Origin of the sequence: Proteus alimentorum, assembly GCF_002607735.1 — a bacterium.
Taxonomy (GTDB): Bacteria; Pseudomonadota; Gammaproteobacteria; order Enterobacterales; family Enterobacteriaceae; genus Proteus; species Proteus alimentorum.
Genome location: NZ_NBVR01000018.1, coordinates 240,014 through 257,341, shown reverse-complemented (window position 1 = coordinate 257,341; position 17,328 = coordinate 240,014). Strand labels below are relative to the sequence as shown.

13 protein-coding genes are annotated in these 17,328 nt (G+C 38.2%); 4 read left to right on the top strand and 9 right to left on the bottom strand.

The annotated features are described in order from the left end of the window. Positions 1-8: 8 nt before the first annotated feature. Positions 9-698, bottom strand: coding sequence for a phosphate regulon transcriptional regulator PhoB (phoB, locus tag B6258_RS04045; RefSeq protein WP_023580900.1), 690 nt, complete (start codon positions 696-698; stop codon positions 9-11). Positions 699-919: 221 nt separating this feature from the next. Between phoB and sbcD the strand changes: the two genes are divergently transcribed. From sbcD to B6258_RS04030, 3 genes are all read left to right on the top strand, one after another. Beyond that, positions 920-2,149, top strand: a complete 1,230-nt coding sequence (gene sbcD, locus B6258_RS04040) for an exonuclease subunit SbcD (RefSeq protein ID WP_099074182.1) — start codon at positions 920-922, stop codon at positions 2,147-2,149. Then, complete coding sequence (locus tag B6258_RS04035) at positions 2,149-5,877, top strand: AAA family ATPase (protein WP_099074181.1); 3,729 nt, start codon at positions 2,149-2,151, stop codon at positions 5,875-5,877. The genes sbcD and B6258_RS04035 overlap by 1 nt, the downstream gene beginning before the upstream one ends. Positions 5,878-6,008: 131 nt before the next feature. After that, complete coding sequence (locus B6258_RS04030) at positions 6,009-6,608, top strand: nitroreductase family protein (RefSeq protein ID WP_072069426.1); 600 nt, start codon at positions 6,009-6,011, stop codon at positions 6,606-6,608. A gap of 191 nt (positions 6,609-6,799) precedes the next feature. On the opposite strand, the gene B6258_RS04025 is transcribed toward B6258_RS04030, so the two are convergent. From B6258_RS04025 to B6258_RS04000, 6 genes are all read right to left on the bottom strand, one after another. After that, a complete protein-coding gene (locus B6258_RS04025; protein ID WP_099074180.1) occupies positions 6,800-7,093 on the bottom strand; it encodes a type II toxin-antitoxin system RelE/ParE family toxin in 294 nt (97 codons plus the stop codon). Next, on the bottom strand, positions 7,068-7,298 hold the full coding sequence (locus B6258_RS04020) for a ParD-like family protein (RefSeq protein WP_004245167.1): 231 nt from the start codon (positions 7,296-7,298) through the stop codon (positions 7,068-7,070). The genes B6258_RS04025 and B6258_RS04020 overlap by 26 nt, the downstream gene beginning before the upstream one ends. Before the next feature lie 322 nt (positions 7,299-7,620). Continuing rightward, positions 7,621-9,243 carry a bifunctional metallophosphatase/5'-nucleotidase gene (locus B6258_RS04015; protein WP_099074179.1) on the bottom strand — a complete coding sequence of 541 codons (1,623 nt, stop codon included), beginning with the start codon at positions 9,241-9,243 and terminating at the stop codon, positions 7,621-7,623. Positions 9,244-9,262: 19 nt separating this feature from the next. Beyond that, positions 9,263-10,039 (bottom strand): ribonuclease T2 family protein, encoded by a 777-nt coding sequence (locus B6258_RS04010; protein ID WP_069368615.1) that lies wholly within the window; start codon positions 10,037-10,039, stop codon positions 9,263-9,265. Positions 10,040-10,124: 85 nt separating this feature from the next. Further along, a complete protein-coding gene (locus tag B6258_RS04005; protein ID WP_099074178.1) occupies positions 10,125-12,080 on the bottom strand; it encodes a bifunctional 2',3'-cyclic-nucleotide 2'-phosphodiesterase/3'-nucleotidase in 1,956 nt (651 codons plus the stop codon). 86 nt (positions 12,081-12,166) lie between these two features. Beyond that, positions 12,167-13,381: a porin gene (locus B6258_RS04000; RefSeq protein WP_231039901.1), complete on the bottom strand. Its 1,215-nt coding sequence runs from the start codon at positions 13,379-13,381 to the stop codon at positions 12,167-12,169. A 1,328-nt stretch (positions 13,382-14,709) separates the two neighbouring features. Between B6258_RS04000 and rdgC the strand changes: the two genes are divergently transcribed. After that, positions 14,710-15,618, top strand: coding sequence for a recombination-associated protein RdgC (gene rdgC / locus B6258_RS03995; protein WP_099074176.1), 909 nt, complete (start codon positions 14,710-14,712; stop codon positions 15,616-15,618). 72 nt (positions 15,619-15,690) lie between these two features. Here rdgC and yedF read toward each other — a convergent pair whose 3' ends face one another. Further along, positions 15,691-15,933: a sulfurtransferase-like selenium metabolism protein YedF gene (gene yedF, locus B6258_RS03990; RefSeq protein ID WP_006535172.1), complete on the bottom strand. Its 243-nt coding sequence runs from the start codon at positions 15,931-15,933 to the stop codon at positions 15,691-15,693. Beyond that, positions 15,930-17,156 (bottom strand): selenium metabolism membrane protein YedE/FdhT, encoded by a 1,227-nt coding sequence (gene yedE / locus B6258_RS03985; RefSeq protein ID WP_099074175.1) that lies wholly within the window; start codon positions 17,154-17,156, stop codon positions 15,930-15,932. The genes yedF and yedE overlap by 4 nt, the downstream gene beginning before the upstream one ends. Positions 17,157-17,328: the final 172 nt, after the last annotated feature.

Genomic DNA, 17,328 nt, shown 5'->3' with positions numbered 1-17,328 from the left:
ATATTGACTTAGAAACGGGCAGAGAAACGATATCCCGTTCCACGTACTGTCTGTATCATTCGGTCATGACCATCTTCTTCAATGGCCTTACGTAAACGACGAATATGCACATCAACAGTACGGTCTTCGACATAAACATTCGTTCCCCAAACGTAGTTTAGCAGTTGTTCTCTGCTATATACGCGTTCAGGATGTGTCATAAAAAAGTGCAGGAGTTTAAATTCGGTAGGCCCCATATCAATCGGTTTATCTTGACTAGTGACTCGATGAGAGACAGGATCAAGCCCTAATCCATTGAATTCAATGATATCTTCTGCTGACATCGGTGATAAGCGTCGTAAAATCGCCTTCACACGGGCGACAAGCTCTTTAGGGGAAAACGGTTTGATAACATAATCATCAGCCCCCGTTTCTAACCCTTGGACTTTATCTTCTTCTTCCCCTTTGGCCGTTAGCATAATAATGGGAATATCACGGGTGTTACTTTCCCGTTTCATCTGTTTTATTACCTGTAAGCCTGATCCTCCGGGGATCATCCAATCTAATAAAACCAGATCAGGGTAAGGATCAATCAGAAAGCTCAATGCAGAATCGTAGTCTTCTGCTTCAATAGGTTGAAAACCATTTTGTTCCAAAACAAAACAGATCATCTCTCGAATTGCGGTTTCATCTTCAACAACAAGAATACGCCTTGCCATACTCTATCCTGTGTAATGTATATAGAGGGTCAAAATGATTATGATGCAGTTTTATGACAGATTTATGACTAGCCTTAACATTACTGAAATAGATCCCTGTTGTTAAGGTAAATAAATCATTTTTTGGTGAAATATCACTCAAAAAAGGGGGTAATTGTTGAGTTTTCACTAAAAAAGCAAGGTGCGCTATACTCTTCACCAGATAAAAAAGAGGGATAGCAATGCGGATTATTCACACATCAGATTGGCATTTAGGGCAATATTTTTTTACTAAGACTCGAGCTAAAGAACATCAACAGTTCCTTGATTGGTTGTTAGCACAAATTAAACATTATCAAGTTGATGCTCTGATTGTTGCAGGCGATATTTTTGATACGGGTTCTCCACCAAGTTATGCCCGAGAACTGTATAACCGTTTTGTTGTTGCTATTCGAGATACACAATGTCAGCTCGTTATTCTAGGTGGCAATCACGACTCTGTCGCAACACTAAACGAGTCAAAATCACTCTTGGCGTGTTTAAATACCACCGTTATTGCCAATGTTGATACTGAAACACCGCAAGCACCGCTGATCCTTCATCAAAAAGACAATGCACCAGGCGCATTACTTTGCGCAATTCCTTATCTACGCCCTAGAGATATGATAAGTAGCCGAAGTGGGCAATCTGGGGCTGAAAAACAAAATGCGCTAAAAGAAGCCATTGCTGATTATTATCAAGCTCAATATCAAGCTGCTCTTGATTTACGTAAACAATTGAATGCAAATATCCCCATTATTGCAACAGGTCATCTCACCACTATCGGTGCAAGCGTCACCGATTCAGTACGTGAAATTTATATTGGTACTTTAGAGGCTTTTTCTGCAACCCTATTTCCTGAATTTGATTATATTGCTCTTGGTCATATTCATCGCCCTCAAGTAGTGAATAAATCAGGTCATATTCGTTATAGTGGCTCCCCTATTCCTTTAAGTTTCGATGAAAGCGGGCAACAGAAAAGTGTCTGTCTTATCGATTTTGAGCAAGACAAATTAACTAACCTCACACTATTACCTATCCCTGAGTTTCAATTACTACGCACTATCAGTGGTTCATTAAAAGAGATAGCGATACAAGTTGAGGATTTAAAAAAACAATACGCTGAAATAGATACCACTATTTGGTTGGATATCGAAGTCTCAACACAAGATTATCTCAGTGATATACAGACCCGTATTCAAGAGCTAACTAACGATCCACTTTTTGATGTGATCTTATTAAGAAGAGCCAGAAAACAACGCCAAGCGTTCACTCAAAATGAGAACGAAACACTGACCGAATTAACTGTTTATGATGTTTTTGAAAGACGCTTAGAACAACATGAGTTTGATTCAGAAGAGACAAAAACACGCTTAACAACATTGTTTAAGCAAGCCGTTGAAATGGCAGAACAAGAGGATAACGAAGCATAATGAAAATCTTAAGTCTGCGATTTAAAAACATTAACTCCTTAAAAGGTGAATGGAAAATTAACTTTAACCAAGAGCCTTTTATCAGCAATGGATTATTTGCCATTACAGGCCCTACGGGTGCGGGAAAAACCACCCTGTTAGATGCGATTAGTTTAGCGCTTTATCATCGAACGCCACGACTAGATAAAGTCACACAATCACAAAATGAATTGATGACACGCCATACGGCGGAGTGCTTGGCTGAAGTTGAATTTGAAGTCAAAGGTGTGGCTTATCGTGCATTTTGGGAACAACGCCGTGCTAATTATAAAGAAGATGGCAATCTTCAAGCACCACAGGCAGAACTGGTTAAAATAAATACGACAGGAGGCGAAGATAAAATATTAGCAAGCAAGATAAGCCAAGTGAAAGAGATGATTATTAATATCACTGGTCTTGATTTTGATCGCTTCACTAAATCTATGTTGCTTTCCCAAGGACAATTCGCGGCTTTTTTAAATGCAGATGATAAATCTCGTGCTGAATTACTCGAAGAACTGACTGGAACAGATATTTATCGTCATATTTCTCAATCAATTTTTAAACATTGGCGAGAAGAAGAACATGCATTAAAAACGCTAAAACAGCAAGCCGAAATGATGGCGTTATTAGATGAAAATGCGCGCCAAGCGTTATTAACTGAACAAACTGATCTTTTTGCCAAAGAGAGCCTATTACAAAAAGAACAACAGGAATATCAAATAGCAAAGCAGTGGCAAGAAAAAGAAACTGAACTCAATAAAAACACACTATTAGCACAAACTGAGGTTAACTTAGCGCAAGAAGCAATAGTTGCGGCGAAACCCGATATTCAACGCCTTGAAAATAGTGAACCCGCAGAAAAAATCCGTCCGATTTATGATGAAAAGAACCGTCTATTAAAAGAACAAACCTATATTGAGTCACAACTCTCAACGCTAAAAGCAGAAAAACAGCTTATTGAACAACAGATCCAACCTATTAATCAGCATTTAGTCGAGGCTCGTGACTCATTTAAACAGCACGATGAGAAAAAACAGCAAATATTGCAACTTATTCGTGAAAAAGTAGCGCCATTAGATAATCAGTTAATCTTGCTACAACAAGATATTTCAGCAAAAACACAGCAAAAAAATACGCTAGAAAAAACACAGTCAGAATATCTTGAAAAAATACAGTTAACAGAAGCCCAATTATCGGGATCACAAAAACAATTCAATGAATTAAATGAATATTTAAATCAGCATACCACTCATGCTCAACTTGCTGAAAACTTACCTTTATGGCAACGTTATTTTGAGCAATATGATGAAATCACAGAAAAATATCTTATTAGCCAAAAGAGTGAAAAAACAGAGCAAGAAAAAGAACACGCACTCAAGTTTGCCTTAGAGAAAGCAACTAAATCACTAGAGCAACAACAGCACACACTTAATTTACAGCAACAACAATTAAGTGAATTACAAACACAACTTGAGCAACTCAATAAAGCAGATGCTATTGCGGATATTCCTCATCGTTTGCAACAAATTTCTCAGCAAAGAAATGCCCTCGCAAAACTCATGGGATTACAGACTCAATTACAGCATGCGATAAAAACTGAACATCAACAGCAAAAAAGCCATTCAGAAAATCAGCAAAAAATAGCAATGCTGACTGAAAACATTCACAAAAATGATATTGTTTTAAAAGAGAAAGAACAACATCTTAAAGACTTAAACGATAATTATCTGCTAATACGAAAATTAGCAGAATACGAAGAAGAGAGACAACATTTAGTTAAAGACAACCCATGCCCTGTTTGTGGTTCAACTGAACATCCTTATGTTGAAAAATATAAAGAAATTAAACCAGACGAAACAAAAACACGATTAGATATTTTAACGCAGCAAGTTCATACATTAACAATAGAGTTAGTAGAACAAAAAACACAGTGTACTAACTATCAAGTTCAAAATGAAAAATTAAGTCGCGATCTAGAGCAACTAACACAAGATATTGCGTCATTAAAACAACAATGGCAGCTCTTAGCTCAGACTTACGCATTACCCGATGTTGATTGCGAAGAAACGGCTTTAACTCAATTAGATTTAGAACTTGAGAAAGAAGATAAGTTACTGACACAAAAACGGATTAGTTATCAACAATTAGAAGCCCTAATTCAGCAAGAATACAAAAGGTTATCTGATAACAAAGAGCTATTTAATCAACAACAGCAAGCGATCCTTCATCAACAAAATGAATTTGCACAGCAACAGAAAGACGTTTCCAATAAACAACAACAAACAGCGCAATATCTTCAACAACAAACCCAGTTAGCACAGGATCTTCAATCAATTGTCAAACAGCAAGGTTATGAGTTACGGGAATTTGAAGACAAAACTCAATGGCTTATTGCGCGTAAAAAAGAGAGCCAACAATATCAATCAACCTTAAAAACACATCACGAATTACAACAAACAATTCGCGAATTGTTATTAACGCAGGAAGAGAGAAAACGTTATTTATCTGAAACTCAAAAAGAACTTGATGCTGTTTTAGTTCATTTACAACAACACCATCAGCAACAAGAACAGCTAAACGCGCAACGCCAAGCTTTATTTGGTACACAAACCACCGAAGATGCGCGCAATGAGTTGGATAAACAAAGTCAGCTGTTACAAAAACAAATTGAACAATATAGCGAAGAGAAAAATCGACTCGAAGTCCGTTTAAATCAGCTTATTGGTCAATATCAGGAAAATGAAAAATCGCTACAACGGTTGCAAACACGCTCACAAGACATTATTGAACAATATCAATATGCGTTAAAAAATAGCCTGTTTACTGACGAAAATGCATTTTTAGCCTCTCTGTTATCCGTCGAGGAAAGAAATCGTTTACAAGAGCAACAAAAACAACGGCTTGATAAATTACTGCAAGAAAAAACACGTTTAGATACACAAGAAAAGGCATATCAACAACATTTGTCACAACAGCCAGTGTTATCGACTGAGCATAATATTGAACAGATCACCACGCATTTATCGTCACTAGAAACACAACTGGCTCAATTACAAGAAACAAAGTTCCGTATTCAAGAGCAACTGCGTATTGATGAAGAAAAACGCAAAGCGCAACAAGATCTACTGATCCATATTACTAAACAGCAATCTCAGTTTGATGATTGGAGCTACTTAAATGAATTGGTGGGATCGGCATCAGGGGATAAATTTAGCCGTTTTGCCCAAGGCTTAACGCTTGATCATCTCATTTATTTGGCTAACCGTCGTTTAGAAAAGCTGCATGGACGTTATTTCTTACAACGCAAAACACCAGCAAGCCTTGAACTACAAATTGCAGACACATGGCAAGCCGATGCACTGCGGGATACTCGCACGCTCTCTGGTGGCGAAAGTTTCTTAGTCAGTTTATCGCTCGCCTTAGCACTGTCGGATTTGGTCAGTAACAAAACGCAAATCGAATCATTATTTCTCGATGAGGGCTTTGGTACATTAGATCCTGATACCTTAGATATTGCATTAGATGCGCTGGATAGCCTTAATGCATCCGGCAAAATCATTGGCGTCATTAGTCATGTAGAAGCCATGAAAGAGCGCATTCCTGTGCAAATTAAAGTGAAGAAAGCGGGAGGATTAGGTATTAGCCAACTTGCGCCTGAGTTTAGATATGTAGATAAACAGAATCTAAATCAAGTAGTTAAAAACTAGGTCGAATATTTTGACGTAGCTGATTAAATTTTTTATATATCAATAAATCACTGCTAAGCCCTATAGTATGTGCATAGATTAGCTCAAGCTAAGACACGCTTTAAGCGCTTAAATTTATCAAGGAGACAATCATGTCTAACGCATTTACTGATTTAATGAAAAAACGTAGAACAATTTATCATTTAGGTAATCAACTTCCAATTAGCGAAGACAGAGTCACTGCGATTATCAAAGAAGCGGTTAAAGAGAGCCCAACAGCATTTAACTCACAAACATCTCGTGTTGTTGTTCTGTTTGGTGAACAACATCAAAAACTGTGGGATATCGTTAAAAATACACTGAAAAAATTAGTCCCCGCAGAAGCATTTAGTGCAACTGAAGCAAAAATTAATAGCTTCGCCGCAGGTGCGGGTTCAATTCTGTATTTCGAAGACACCGATATCGTAAAAGGTCTTCAAGAGCAATTCCCACTGTATGCGGATAACTTCCCTGTATGGTCAGAGCAAGCAAGTGGTATGGCGCAACTTTCTGTTTGGACTGCATTAGCCGCAGAGAACGTAGGCGCATCACTACAACACTACAACCCAATTATTGATGATGAAGTTCATGCAACTTGGGATCTGCCAAAAACATGGAAATTAAGAGCGCAAATGGTCTTTGGTTCAATTGAACAAGAGGCTGGTGAAAAGAATTATATGGAAGATGATTCACGCTTTAAAATCTTCAAATAAGTGTTAGAACAGACATCTGACAAAGTACCCTAGCAATAAGTAATACCCTCTTTCTTTACTTTCATTCCATTGCCCACAAGCCTCTGTGGGCTTTTTTTTACATATCTACAAAACTCATACCCACAAAAAAAGAGTGGTGACCTTATGCCACCACTCTTTTATTACTTAATCAGTTTCAGATCGGTCTTTCGCTATTTTTTCTGAGCGCCATAGACATTTTCATGGGAATCAATATGCAGTAGATACAGTTCAACTTTGTTGGCTACCCATGAATAGCCGAGTAGTACAGTCAACTCATTAAGCCTAAATTTGTGTACTCTAAGATAAGCAAGATCGCCTTTTTTCTGTTCACCAATCAGTGGATTATCGATTATTTGATCAATTTCATCTTCAATAATTTTCACATCTGATACAGGCAACTTTTTCATTGCCTTTTCAAATCGAGAGGACTGATAAACATCAATCCCTTTTTGTGGTTCGGACATATCGAGAAACCTTTTTGTTTTCGACTTCCGCCTGTGCCAGTAATAATTCTTCGATAAAGCTATATGGCAGATCAGGGTTATCTTCAGCTATACGCCCTATTTTAGCCCAGTGTTCAATTTGTTTAGGAACACTTCTGCTTTTCGCTTCCGCATGAATTTTAGCATCAGACACAAAGTCTTCATCTAATCTTACAGAAATAGCCATTACTTACACTCCAAGCCTCACGGCAATTATAACTTTATGACTTTATAACATTAAACGTTATAAGTTTAGATCTTTATAATGACGATAAAATGCAGTCTTTTGTCGCAAAATGACACAATGAATCACAAATTGTTCCTTGTAAAGGCGTTGACTCTTATGTTTATTCCCGCACATTTGCGAATAAAAAAACATAAAAAAAGAGCAAAGTGCGTAATGAATACAAAGGTAGGGATGGACCCTTTGTGTTCAACACTTTGCTCTCTTTATTTATTTACGCACCTCTCGTAAGAGGTGCGATTTTCACAAGGCGTATGAAAATACGTTATTTACGTGTGATGTTATTCGCTTTTGGTTGAGCAATTGGAGACTGCTCAGCAAAGTATTTCACGACTGCATCAACATCTGGCACGCTGTAAACAGGATCTTTACCTTCTTTCAGTACTGAGAAGTTACTACCACCCGTTGCTAAGTATTCGTTAGCCACAACACGGTAGTTCGCTTTCATATCTACGGGTTTACCGTCAATTTTCATTGATTCAACGATAACACGGTTACCATTAGATGCTTTGCTATCCCATGTGTACTGGAAGTTACCTGAAATCGCTAACACTTGTGGGCGTGAACGATCCCATTGTTGTTCTAACAGGCGTTTGATTTGCTCACCAGTCAACGTTTGAGTTAACAGTACGTTAGAGAATGGCTGTACAGTGTAGATTGCGTTATAAGAAACGTCACCACCTGTCATATCAGCACGAATACCACCGCTGTTCATAAATGCGATTTGTGCGCCACCCATATCTTTTGGTTTCGCAGTATATAAATGCGCATCAGCAATCACTTGACCCAGTGCAGACTCACCCGCGTCGTTAGTTTGCTTAGTTAAATTACCTTCTAACTTACCGATAATACGGTTAGCTAATGGGGTAGCGATTTTTTCGTAAGCTTCTAACAGTTTAGTGACTGCTGGATCTTTTTCATATTTACGGTTATCAACCCAAATATTACGTGCTTCGATATCAACAACATCTTTAGTTGTTTTGTCTAATTTCAGATCGATACGCGTTAACATTGCACCGTTAGATTGTGCAGAAGTCACCGAACGTCCGTTAATAGTACAGTTATAAGCTTGGTGAGTATGACCCGTCACAACGAAATCAATTGCAGGATCTAATTGCTCAACAATACCTAGAACTTTACCCGTAATACCATTACATGCGTTGATATTCACTGGGCCACCATCACGGCGCTGTGCGGCACCTTCGTGGATCAGAACACCAATTGCTTGAACGCCTTGCGCTTTTAACTGAGGCACTAATGCATTGATGGTTTTCGCTTCGTTATGGAAACTTAAACCTTCAGTACCTTTAGGCGTTACAATTGCAGCAGTACCTTCTAAAGTGACACCAATAAAGGCAACAGGGATACCGTTAAATTCTTTGATAACATATTCAGGGAATAACGTTTTACCTGTTTCATTAACAGTTACGTTTGCTGATAAGTATTGGAAATCAGCCCCTTTAAATTCGGTTGGACCTTGGCAACCCGTAACTGGGTGGCAACCACCGTTTTGCTTACGCAGTAACTCGCCCATGCCTTTATCAAATTCGTGGTTACCCACAGAAGTTGCTTCTAAGCCGGCTAATGATAATGCTTCGATTGAAGGTTCATCATGGAACATTGAAGATAACAGAGGGCTTGCACCAACCATATCACCCGCAGCAACAACGATGTTGTTCGCGTTATCTTTCTTCATTTCTTTGATTAACGTAGCCATGTGCTCGATACCACCAGGTTTGTTTGGACCTGGCGCTTTTAGCGCACCGTGGAAGTCGTTCATTGCAATAACACGCACATCAACAACATTAGCTTCGTCGTAGTTCTTTGCACAACCCGCTAATAAGACTGAGCTTACTGCTAGTGCAACGAGTTTGTATTTATGGTTCATTTAAAATTTATCCCTAAGATCAAAATTCACGTTTCGGACAATCAATTACTTCGAAATCTTTGCTATAACAGATATAGAATTCATCTCGATTAATTTGAATTTCTTTATCCTTCAGTGATGGATTGTGTTCTTTTAAGAACTTAATCAATGCACTGTTTGAAGGACGGCCTTCTGGTAATACTAACGCTTCATACAACTCTTTTTGTTTACCAAAGAATGCATCTGGTGTATCAAAAGCACACACACCGTGTTTTTCCCACTCACCTTGCAGTAAGTCGATACCCGGAGAATCACACAGATAAGGTTTGATAGCAGAGTATTCTAAAGGTGGTAAATCGCCTTTACATAAACGAGGATGCTTGCGTATGTCTTTCCAATCACGGCACTCTTCCCATGATTTACCATCACAGGTTTCAGCCCACAGCCCATGAACAATCCAGCCAAATTTGTTATCAGAGAAACACTGGATTTCAAATTTATCGTACTCACGTTTTGCACGATCTTTTTCATTATCGTTATTTAAACGTTTAATGTTATTACTTTTATAATCACAAAAAGCCGGTGAGTAGTTAATTGCTAACTTAAAGTAATCTGTCGATGCGGTGCTATTTTGACCATAGCGATCATTAGAAGCAATGTAGTCGTAAGGTGCTGTTGGCGCATCAGGTAAAATACAAGATACGCCTTCAACTAATTTAGCTTGAGGTTTTAATGGTTCTGTAATTTCAGGTGCTTGCGTTGCACATCCTGCTAGCACTAAAGCAAAAGCTGCAGGTAATAGCTTCATAAAGCGCATAAAATCCCCTTAAAGAGCAATGAATTTTACTCTCTTGGTTCAAAAAGGTAAGAAAAACCTGCCCTGAACGGGCAGGCTTAATGGCTTATTTCTTCTCTGTTAAATCGATTCTGTAAATTGCAAAACCGATTTCATCATTTTCCACAAAGGTCATTGGATATTGAGAGAAATCTTTAATAAATGCAGCGGCTTTTTCGCTTGGAGAAGTTTCAAAACGTACATCTAACGCTTTGTCAGTCTTAATAGGTAAGAATGACCAGTTGTTAGCGGCTTTAGTTGCAACTTCACCTTTTTCTTTCGTTTGTTTAGCAATGTAAGAAGCTAAAATTGCACGGTTTTCATCTGGAGATGCGAACGCAATATTTGCTTCACCCGTACCTGCAAACTTACCGCCGTATCCACGGTAGTTATTGGTTGCGATCAGGAATGTGGCTTTAGGATCGATTGGCTTGCCTTCATAAGTCACTTCTTTGATACGGTTCGCATCTTTATTAACGACTTGGCAATCAACGTCATATTTAGCTGGTTGAGTTAAGTCAACTTTATAGTTCACACCGCTAATAGTGTCGAAGTTATAAGTACGGAAACCATCCCAGTTGATCAGTTCTTGTGGTTTTGTTGAATTAGGATCAACTTGGTTCCACATACCTGCTGAACATTCTAACCACTCAACAACATCAGCACCGGTCGCTTTAACAACCACTAATGTGTTTGGATACAAGTATAAATCTGCAGCGTTACGGAATGTTAAATCACCTTTTTCAACTTCAACGAAGTCTGCTGGTGCATTTTTACGACCACCCGCTTTAAATGGCGCTGCTGCACCTAATACTGGTAAACCGTCTAAGTTTGGATCACCTTGAATAAAGTGTTTGGTGTAATCAACTTGTGCATCATTAACGATTTGTACAGTTGGATCGCTTTGTACTAATGCTAAGAAGCTGTACATATTGGCAGATGCTTTACCAATGTGTTTACCCACGAAATCACGGGTACCTTGGTGTGCTTTTTCAATGATTTGTGCTAATTCAGCATCACGTTCAACTAATGCTTTTTTGTTTGCTTTATCAAAGATAGGGCGCGCTTCACCCGTTGCTTGTGTCATCACCCATTTACCGCTGTCGTTATTGATAACCATATCAACGACACCTAAGTGATCACCCCATTGGCCAGGCATAACAGCAGGAATACCGTTTACAGTACCTTTCGCTGTATCTACGCCTTTAATGCCTTCAAATTCTTTGCTTGGGAATACGCCATGAGCGTGACCAAACATGATTGCATTGATGCCTTCAACTTCGCTTAAATAATAAACAGAGTTTTCAGCCATTGCTTTGTACGGCTCTGACGCAAAACCAGAGTGAGGAATAGCCACAATCAGGTCAGCACCCTCTTTTTTCATTTGAGGGACGAATTTTTTCGCTGTTTCTGTAATATCGTTTACAACGACCTTACCATCCAGATTGGCTTTATCCCAGATTAAGATCTGTGGTGGTACGAAGCCGATATAACCAATCTTGATAGTGTGTTCTTTACCATCACGATCTTTTACTGGTGTATCAACAATAATATAAGGTGTGAAATAGTTTTTGCCTGTTTTCGCATCCATCACGTTGGCGTTGATGTAAGGGAATTTAGCACCGGCAATGGCTTTTTTCAGGTAATCTAAACCATAGTTAAATTCATGGTTACCAAAGTTACCTACTGTGTAGCCCATGGTGTTCATCAGCTGGTGAGCTGGATGAGATTCGCCTTTTTCTAAGCCTTTAGCTGCTTGATAGTCAGCCAGCGGGCTACCTTGGATCAAGTCGCCGTTATCAACTAAAATCGCATTGGTTGCTTCAGCTTTTGCTGCTTTAATTAAATTAGCAGTACGGACATAACCAAACTGTTCAGTTGATTTGTCTTTGAAGTAGTCAAAGTCGATTAAGTTACTGTGAACATCAGACGTCTCCATAATACGAAGATCGACTGTCGCAGCATTCACGTTGAATGCGACAAACATTGCTAATGTTGAAATTTTCAACACGTTCTTAACCATTACACACCCCTTATATATTGGTTAACAGGAGAGCAAAATGGCTCTCCTTTCGTTACTTCTGTCAAACGGTAGTGCCTTTACTAGGACTAGAAGTACAGACGCATACCGGTTTCGAAGATATATTGTTTTTTATCTTCATATTTCGGGTTTTCGCTACGAGCATCATCATATGCAACTTCAGCGAATAAACGTAAGTTGTTGTATTTAGATACTGCAAAACGTTTATCTACACCCATAGTATAGGTTTCTTTTTTGTAGTTGAATGTATTGGCATCACCATCACGCAGGTAGTAACCCGCATACATACCACTTTCGATACGATCCCAGTGCCATTTCACACCAACACCATATAAATCTGCTTTCCAGTCGCCTTTAACTGAATTCCAACCACGAGGGTTTTTAAATTGATTTTCATAGAGTGCTAAACCTGGGTTTTTAGCACGAGATTGACCATAGTCTAAACCGATAGAGAATTCACGACCAGGGAAAAAGTATTCAGCACCAAAAGCTAAGATGCTGTTTTCAGGTGTTTTATCTTTATTTGGACCTGAATTATTTGCTTCACCTTTAGCCGCTGAGTAACCTGCGTCAAACTCTAAACCGAAAGTTGATTTATAGAAACCAACGACTGAGTAAGCACGAGTGATATCACCAGCAACACGACGACCATCATCACCAGATTTACCGGTTACAGTACCTGCTAATTTAAAACCTTCGTAACGGTTAGTTTCTAAGAAAATGGTTTGTGGTAAACGGGTCATAAAGTTGTTTTTACCAACACCATTGTAATCAATACGGTGATTACCGTATTTATCTTCTGTAATGTTGGTATTACCACCAGAGTAACCTACTGAACGACCTAATACATCGCTAAAGTAGAATACACCTGTGTTGCCGTAACCGTAGCTTGATTTTTTCACCCAGTCGATTGGGATGTAAGTACGACCAAATTGGATTTGACCATAATCACGATGAGAGAAACCGACATAACCCACACGGTTGTACATTTCAAAGTTTGATTTAGGGTTTTCGCTGTTAGTTCTTTGAGTGTCTGAACCCCACTCTAATTTACCAAAGACTTTGATATCGTTAGTCAGTTCGTGTGAACCGAAGAAGCCGATACGGCTACCATCATCCGTCATTTTCATTTCGTGATTTTGGCTAGTCACTTGTGTTTTTAAACGGAACTGACCATTTACATCGAAACGTGTACCTTTATCGTTATACACGTTTACTGCGTTTGCAGATCCAGAAAGAACCAACAAACCAACCAGTGCTGCTAGAGGCTTCAAGCTTTTCATGATTAAAATACCCATCTATTTTCTATAGTTTTATGATTTTCTTTAAGGTCAAAAATAATACCGCCGTATATAGTTGACCTGAGATTCAAGCAAAAGATCTCTGCCACGAATTTCGAAAAAGAAAATCGCTCTCACAATTGATAATTTTTATAGCTACTAATTATGACTCTACAAAATCTTCTTAAAGGCTTTAATTTCCTTGACACAGACGTAAACACCAATAAGACATAAAAATAATATCCTCATTATATTTAAATAAGAGCATTGCTTTTATTTCTGTCAGGAAAAGAAATAGGTCGTTGAGTTTTCGATGGCATGTTACTCAAAAAAAAGCCCTGCTTTCGTGACACAGTCCACAATTACACCAATGTGCATTTTCATGGTTACATACCCAAGTGATAGGTATCACAATTAAAGGTAAAGATACGTGTTTTTTGAACTTAATCAACTTTTTAAAAATGGCACTTTAGTATTTTTCTTTTATATTTCATTTCTTTATAAGACTCTTTTTTTTGCTAATAAAAAATTTATCTCCCTATTTAATATATTTAAAAGGAAGTATTAATTTTAACCACTAAATAAATAACACTAAAGATTTGAATATTGTTATTCCTAATTAATAATTTTTATTCTTTATATTTATTTCTTATTTAAATAAAGGCAAAGTCGAATTTAAATACAATTTAACTGGTGGTAATGAACAACACTCCATCATAAAAAGAATAATTATCTGTAAATATTAAAAAGAGAAGCACAAAAATACCATTCAATCACAATATCTAATCAATACGGACAAGTAACCACAAAACCCAATGAAACATTACAAAACCTAAACTATTACCATGGTTAATATAAAAAGACCAATCGTGCTCTTTTAACGATATTTGAAAAAAAAATATCTATATTTGTGATCTTAATCACCTTGTTAATTATGAAAAAACCCCGCCTACATTTTCCTAATTTTGTGATAATTATCACATGAGGGCGTCAAGAATATTTTTGTTTTGTAAATTAATGCAGGGATAAATCTGAAAGTGATTTCAGTTTGTAAACAAAAAAGAGTATAAAAATAAAATCTTGTGATTATTGTCACATAATAGCTTGTGCTAAAAATTACATTATTTCATTATTAATATTCTTAATTAATTCAAGTCAAATAAGAATAACACGCATTATCATAGAGTAGATTTACTAATTATTCGTTTCAGCTTTTTTTATCTTTTTATTCAATAACACCATATAGATTTTCTTTTAAGGGATATTACCTTTTAGATACCCTCAACATTCAGTATCATATTGAGGTAAATAATGATTAAGGGGAATGTCAGATGCTGTGGTTTAAAAATATTTTGGTCTATCGCTTAAATAAAGAGATAGCACTGTCAATGGATGAGTTAGAACAACAGCTTGCTTCATTGGCATTCACACCTTGTAGTAGCCAAGATATGACACGAACAGGTTGGGTTTCGCCGATGGGTGATCGCGGTGAAGCGCTTATTCATGTTGCTGGCAAACAAGTCATGATATGTGCACGGAAAGAAGACAAAATCCTACCTGCCACTGTGATTAAAAATGCCTTACAAGATAAAGTTGAAAAGCTTGAGGGGGAACAAGGGCGTAAACTGAAAAAAACAGAGAAAGCCACCTTAAAAGATGAGGTTGTTCATACTCTGCTTCCTCGTGCTTTTAGCAAATTTTCACAAACATTTATTTGGCTAGATTTAGAAAAACAACGCGTTATTGTTGATTCAGGCAGTGCAAAGCGTGCCGAAGACAATTTAGCATTGTTACGTAAAACCTTAGGGTCATTACCTGTTGTTCCTTTGAATTTTAATGAATCCGTTGAATTAAAAATGACAGAGTGGGTACGCTCTGGAGAACTTCCAGCGGGTTTTACCTTAATGGATGAAGCAGAGCTAAAAGCAGTGCTAGATGAAGGTGGCGTTATTCGTTGTAAGAAACAAGAATTAGTTTCTGACGAAATTGCGACGCATATTGAAGCGGGTAAATTTGTCACCAAACTTTCAGTGGATTGGGAAGATCGCCTTCAATTTATGCTTTGTGATGATGGTTCTATCAAACGCATTAAATTCAGTGAAACGTTACGTGAGCAAAATGATGATATTGATAAAGCTGATTTTGCCCAACGTTTTGATGCCGACTTTATTTTAATGACCGGAGAATTAAGCGCTTTAATTGAACGAGTCACCGAAGTCTTAGGTGGCGAAGCCGAATAATAACTTCTTCCCAAGAAAACAGCCTATCATTCGCGATGTATAGGCTGTTTTTTTATCTAATAAAAATATAATTTATTTTTGAATTAAATAACGAATCGTTGGGCCATCTTGTTGAATATCTAACACGGTATAGCCGTAATTTTTCGCATCAAGTGGAATATTGTTGATTGATTGAGGGCAATCACTCACCACTTCTAAAATCTCGCCTTTTTTCAGTGATGGCATAGCTTCAAGCGTTGCCACCGCAGGGTAAGGACAAGGTTCACCAACCATATCTAGACGATAATCAGGAATAATAGTGTCTTTCTGGCTCATGCAATTTCCTTATTAATCTGCGTTGAAATAGAGTCTGCTTGTTGGGCTTTTTTACGGAAAAAGTGTTTTTCCCACAAAAGTAATAATGCAAATGACAGACCCAACATCAGATACGTCACACCTAATCCCCCCACAGGGCCAAAGGTATCAAGTAAATTAATCTTGTCATAATCCGTTGCGATCACTGAGGCAAAATCATCCCAGTAGTAAGCCAATAATGTGGAGCCGATGACGTTACCCAATCCCACCCACCAAAAATGGATTTGACCTTCCACTGCTCGATACATCCAGCCCGTTTCACACCCACCAGCAAGCACAATACCGAAACCGAAGAGTAAGCCACCAATGACAGCATTCGGTCCTGCCCACATAATTTTTGGCGCAGCACCTAATTGGACATAACTGAAGATCCCAATGGCACTCACCGCCATACCGATGATAATCGCTTTTGCCATATGGGTTCTGCCTGTGATCCATAAGTCGCGGAAAGCAGAGGTAAAACAGATTTGTGCGCGTTCAATTAAAATACCAAAACCAATACCGCCTAGCATGGCGAAACCCAGTTTTGGTGAATCAAAGAGAATAATTAAAGACCACGCAATCATGGCAAAAAAGATAACCATTCCCAATCTAAATCGACGTTTCGCACGTTGTTTATCTTGAGTGATAGGTGACGCTTGGCTAACTTTTTGTAGTTTTACTGGAATACGAAATAAAGGCATCAATGATAACTTGGCACCAAAATAGGAACCGACTGCCGTTGCAACCGCAAAAAACCAAGCATGTAAAGAGAACTGAGGAATACCCGTAAAGAAGGCAGCAAGGTTACACCCCATTGCTAAACGAGCACCAAAACCTGCGATGATCCCCCCTAGAACAGCTTGAAGAATACGAATTTTATGTTGAGGATGGCGAAGTTTGACGTTGTTAGCCCAAAGAGCAGCCATAATACAACCTCCAAACATCCCGATAATCATCACACCATCAATACGCGTTAATGGCGTACCTTCAAGACCGATAATTTTAAAATAACCCCATTCTTCAGGGTGAGCACCAAACCATTGCATAACGTGCCCTCCCCAGCGAGTAAACTCACCAGTGACAGCCCAAAAAGTGCCGGTTAAACCAAAGTAATAAGTTGATAAGATACCTGCCGCGATAACGGCTGGAAGAGGCTTCCAAAAACGGATCAGGTACTGGGATTTAAATTCTGACCAAGACATGTTTTTTCCTAAAGCTAACCTCTACGAGAGACACTCTCCACGCAGTAGGATGAGGCGAACATGTTACTCCGATAATTTTTTTATCAAAGAGTCAGTATTCAGATAAATGAAGGAAATTTGCGTTATAACAAAGTTTTTGTAACAGATAAATAACTTATCCCACTTATAAATT

Excerpts from the sequence above, each read along its gene's own strand:
- phoB (WP_023580900.1), bottom strand. The coding sequence starts at position 698 with ATGGCAAGGCGTATTCTTGTTGTTGAAGATGAAACCGCAATTCGAGAG.
- sbcD (WP_099074182.1), top strand. The coding sequence starts at position 920 with ATGCGGATTATTCACACATCAGATTGGCATTTAGGGCAATATTTTTTT.
- B6258_RS04035 (WP_099074181.1), top strand. The coding sequence starts at position 2,149 with ATGAAAATCTTAAGTCTGCGATTTAAAAACATTAACTCCTTAAAAGGT.
- B6258_RS04030 (WP_072069426.1), top strand. The coding sequence starts at position 6,009 with ATGTCTAACGCATTTACTGATTTAATGAAAAAACGTAGAACAATTTAT.
- B6258_RS04025 (WP_099074180.1), bottom strand. The coding sequence starts at position 7,093 with ATGTCCGAACCACAAAAAGGGATTGATGTTTATCAGTCCTCTCGATTT.
- B6258_RS04020 (WP_004245167.1), bottom strand. The coding sequence starts at position 7,298 with ATGGCTATTTCTGTAAGATTAGATGAAGACTTTGTGTCTGATGCTAAA.
- B6258_RS04015 (WP_099074179.1), bottom strand. The coding sequence starts at position 9,243 with ATGAACCATAAATACAAACTCGTTGCACTAGCAGTAAGCTCAGTCTTA.
- B6258_RS04010 (WP_069368615.1), bottom strand. The coding sequence starts at position 10,039 with ATGCGCTTTATGAAGCTATTACCTGCAGCTTTTGCTTTAGTGCTAGCA.
- B6258_RS04005 (WP_099074178.1), bottom strand. The coding sequence starts at position 12,080 with ATGGTTAAGAACGTGTTGAAAATTTCAACATTAGCAATGTTTGTCGCA.
- B6258_RS04000 (WP_231039901.1), bottom strand. The coding sequence starts at position 13,381 with ATGAAAAGCTTGAAGCCTCTAGCAGCACTGGTTGGTTTGTTGGTTCTT.
- rdgC (WP_099074176.1), top strand. The coding sequence starts at position 14,710 with ATGCTGTGGTTTAAAAATATTTTGGTCTATCGCTTAAATAAAGAGATA.
- yedF (WP_006535172.1), bottom strand. The coding sequence starts at position 15,933 with ATGAGCCAGAAAGACACTATTATTCCTGATTATCGTCTAGATATGGTT.
- yedE (WP_099074175.1), bottom strand. The coding sequence starts at position 17,156 with ATGTCTTGGTCAGAATTTAAATCCCAGTACCTGATCCGTTTTTGGAAG.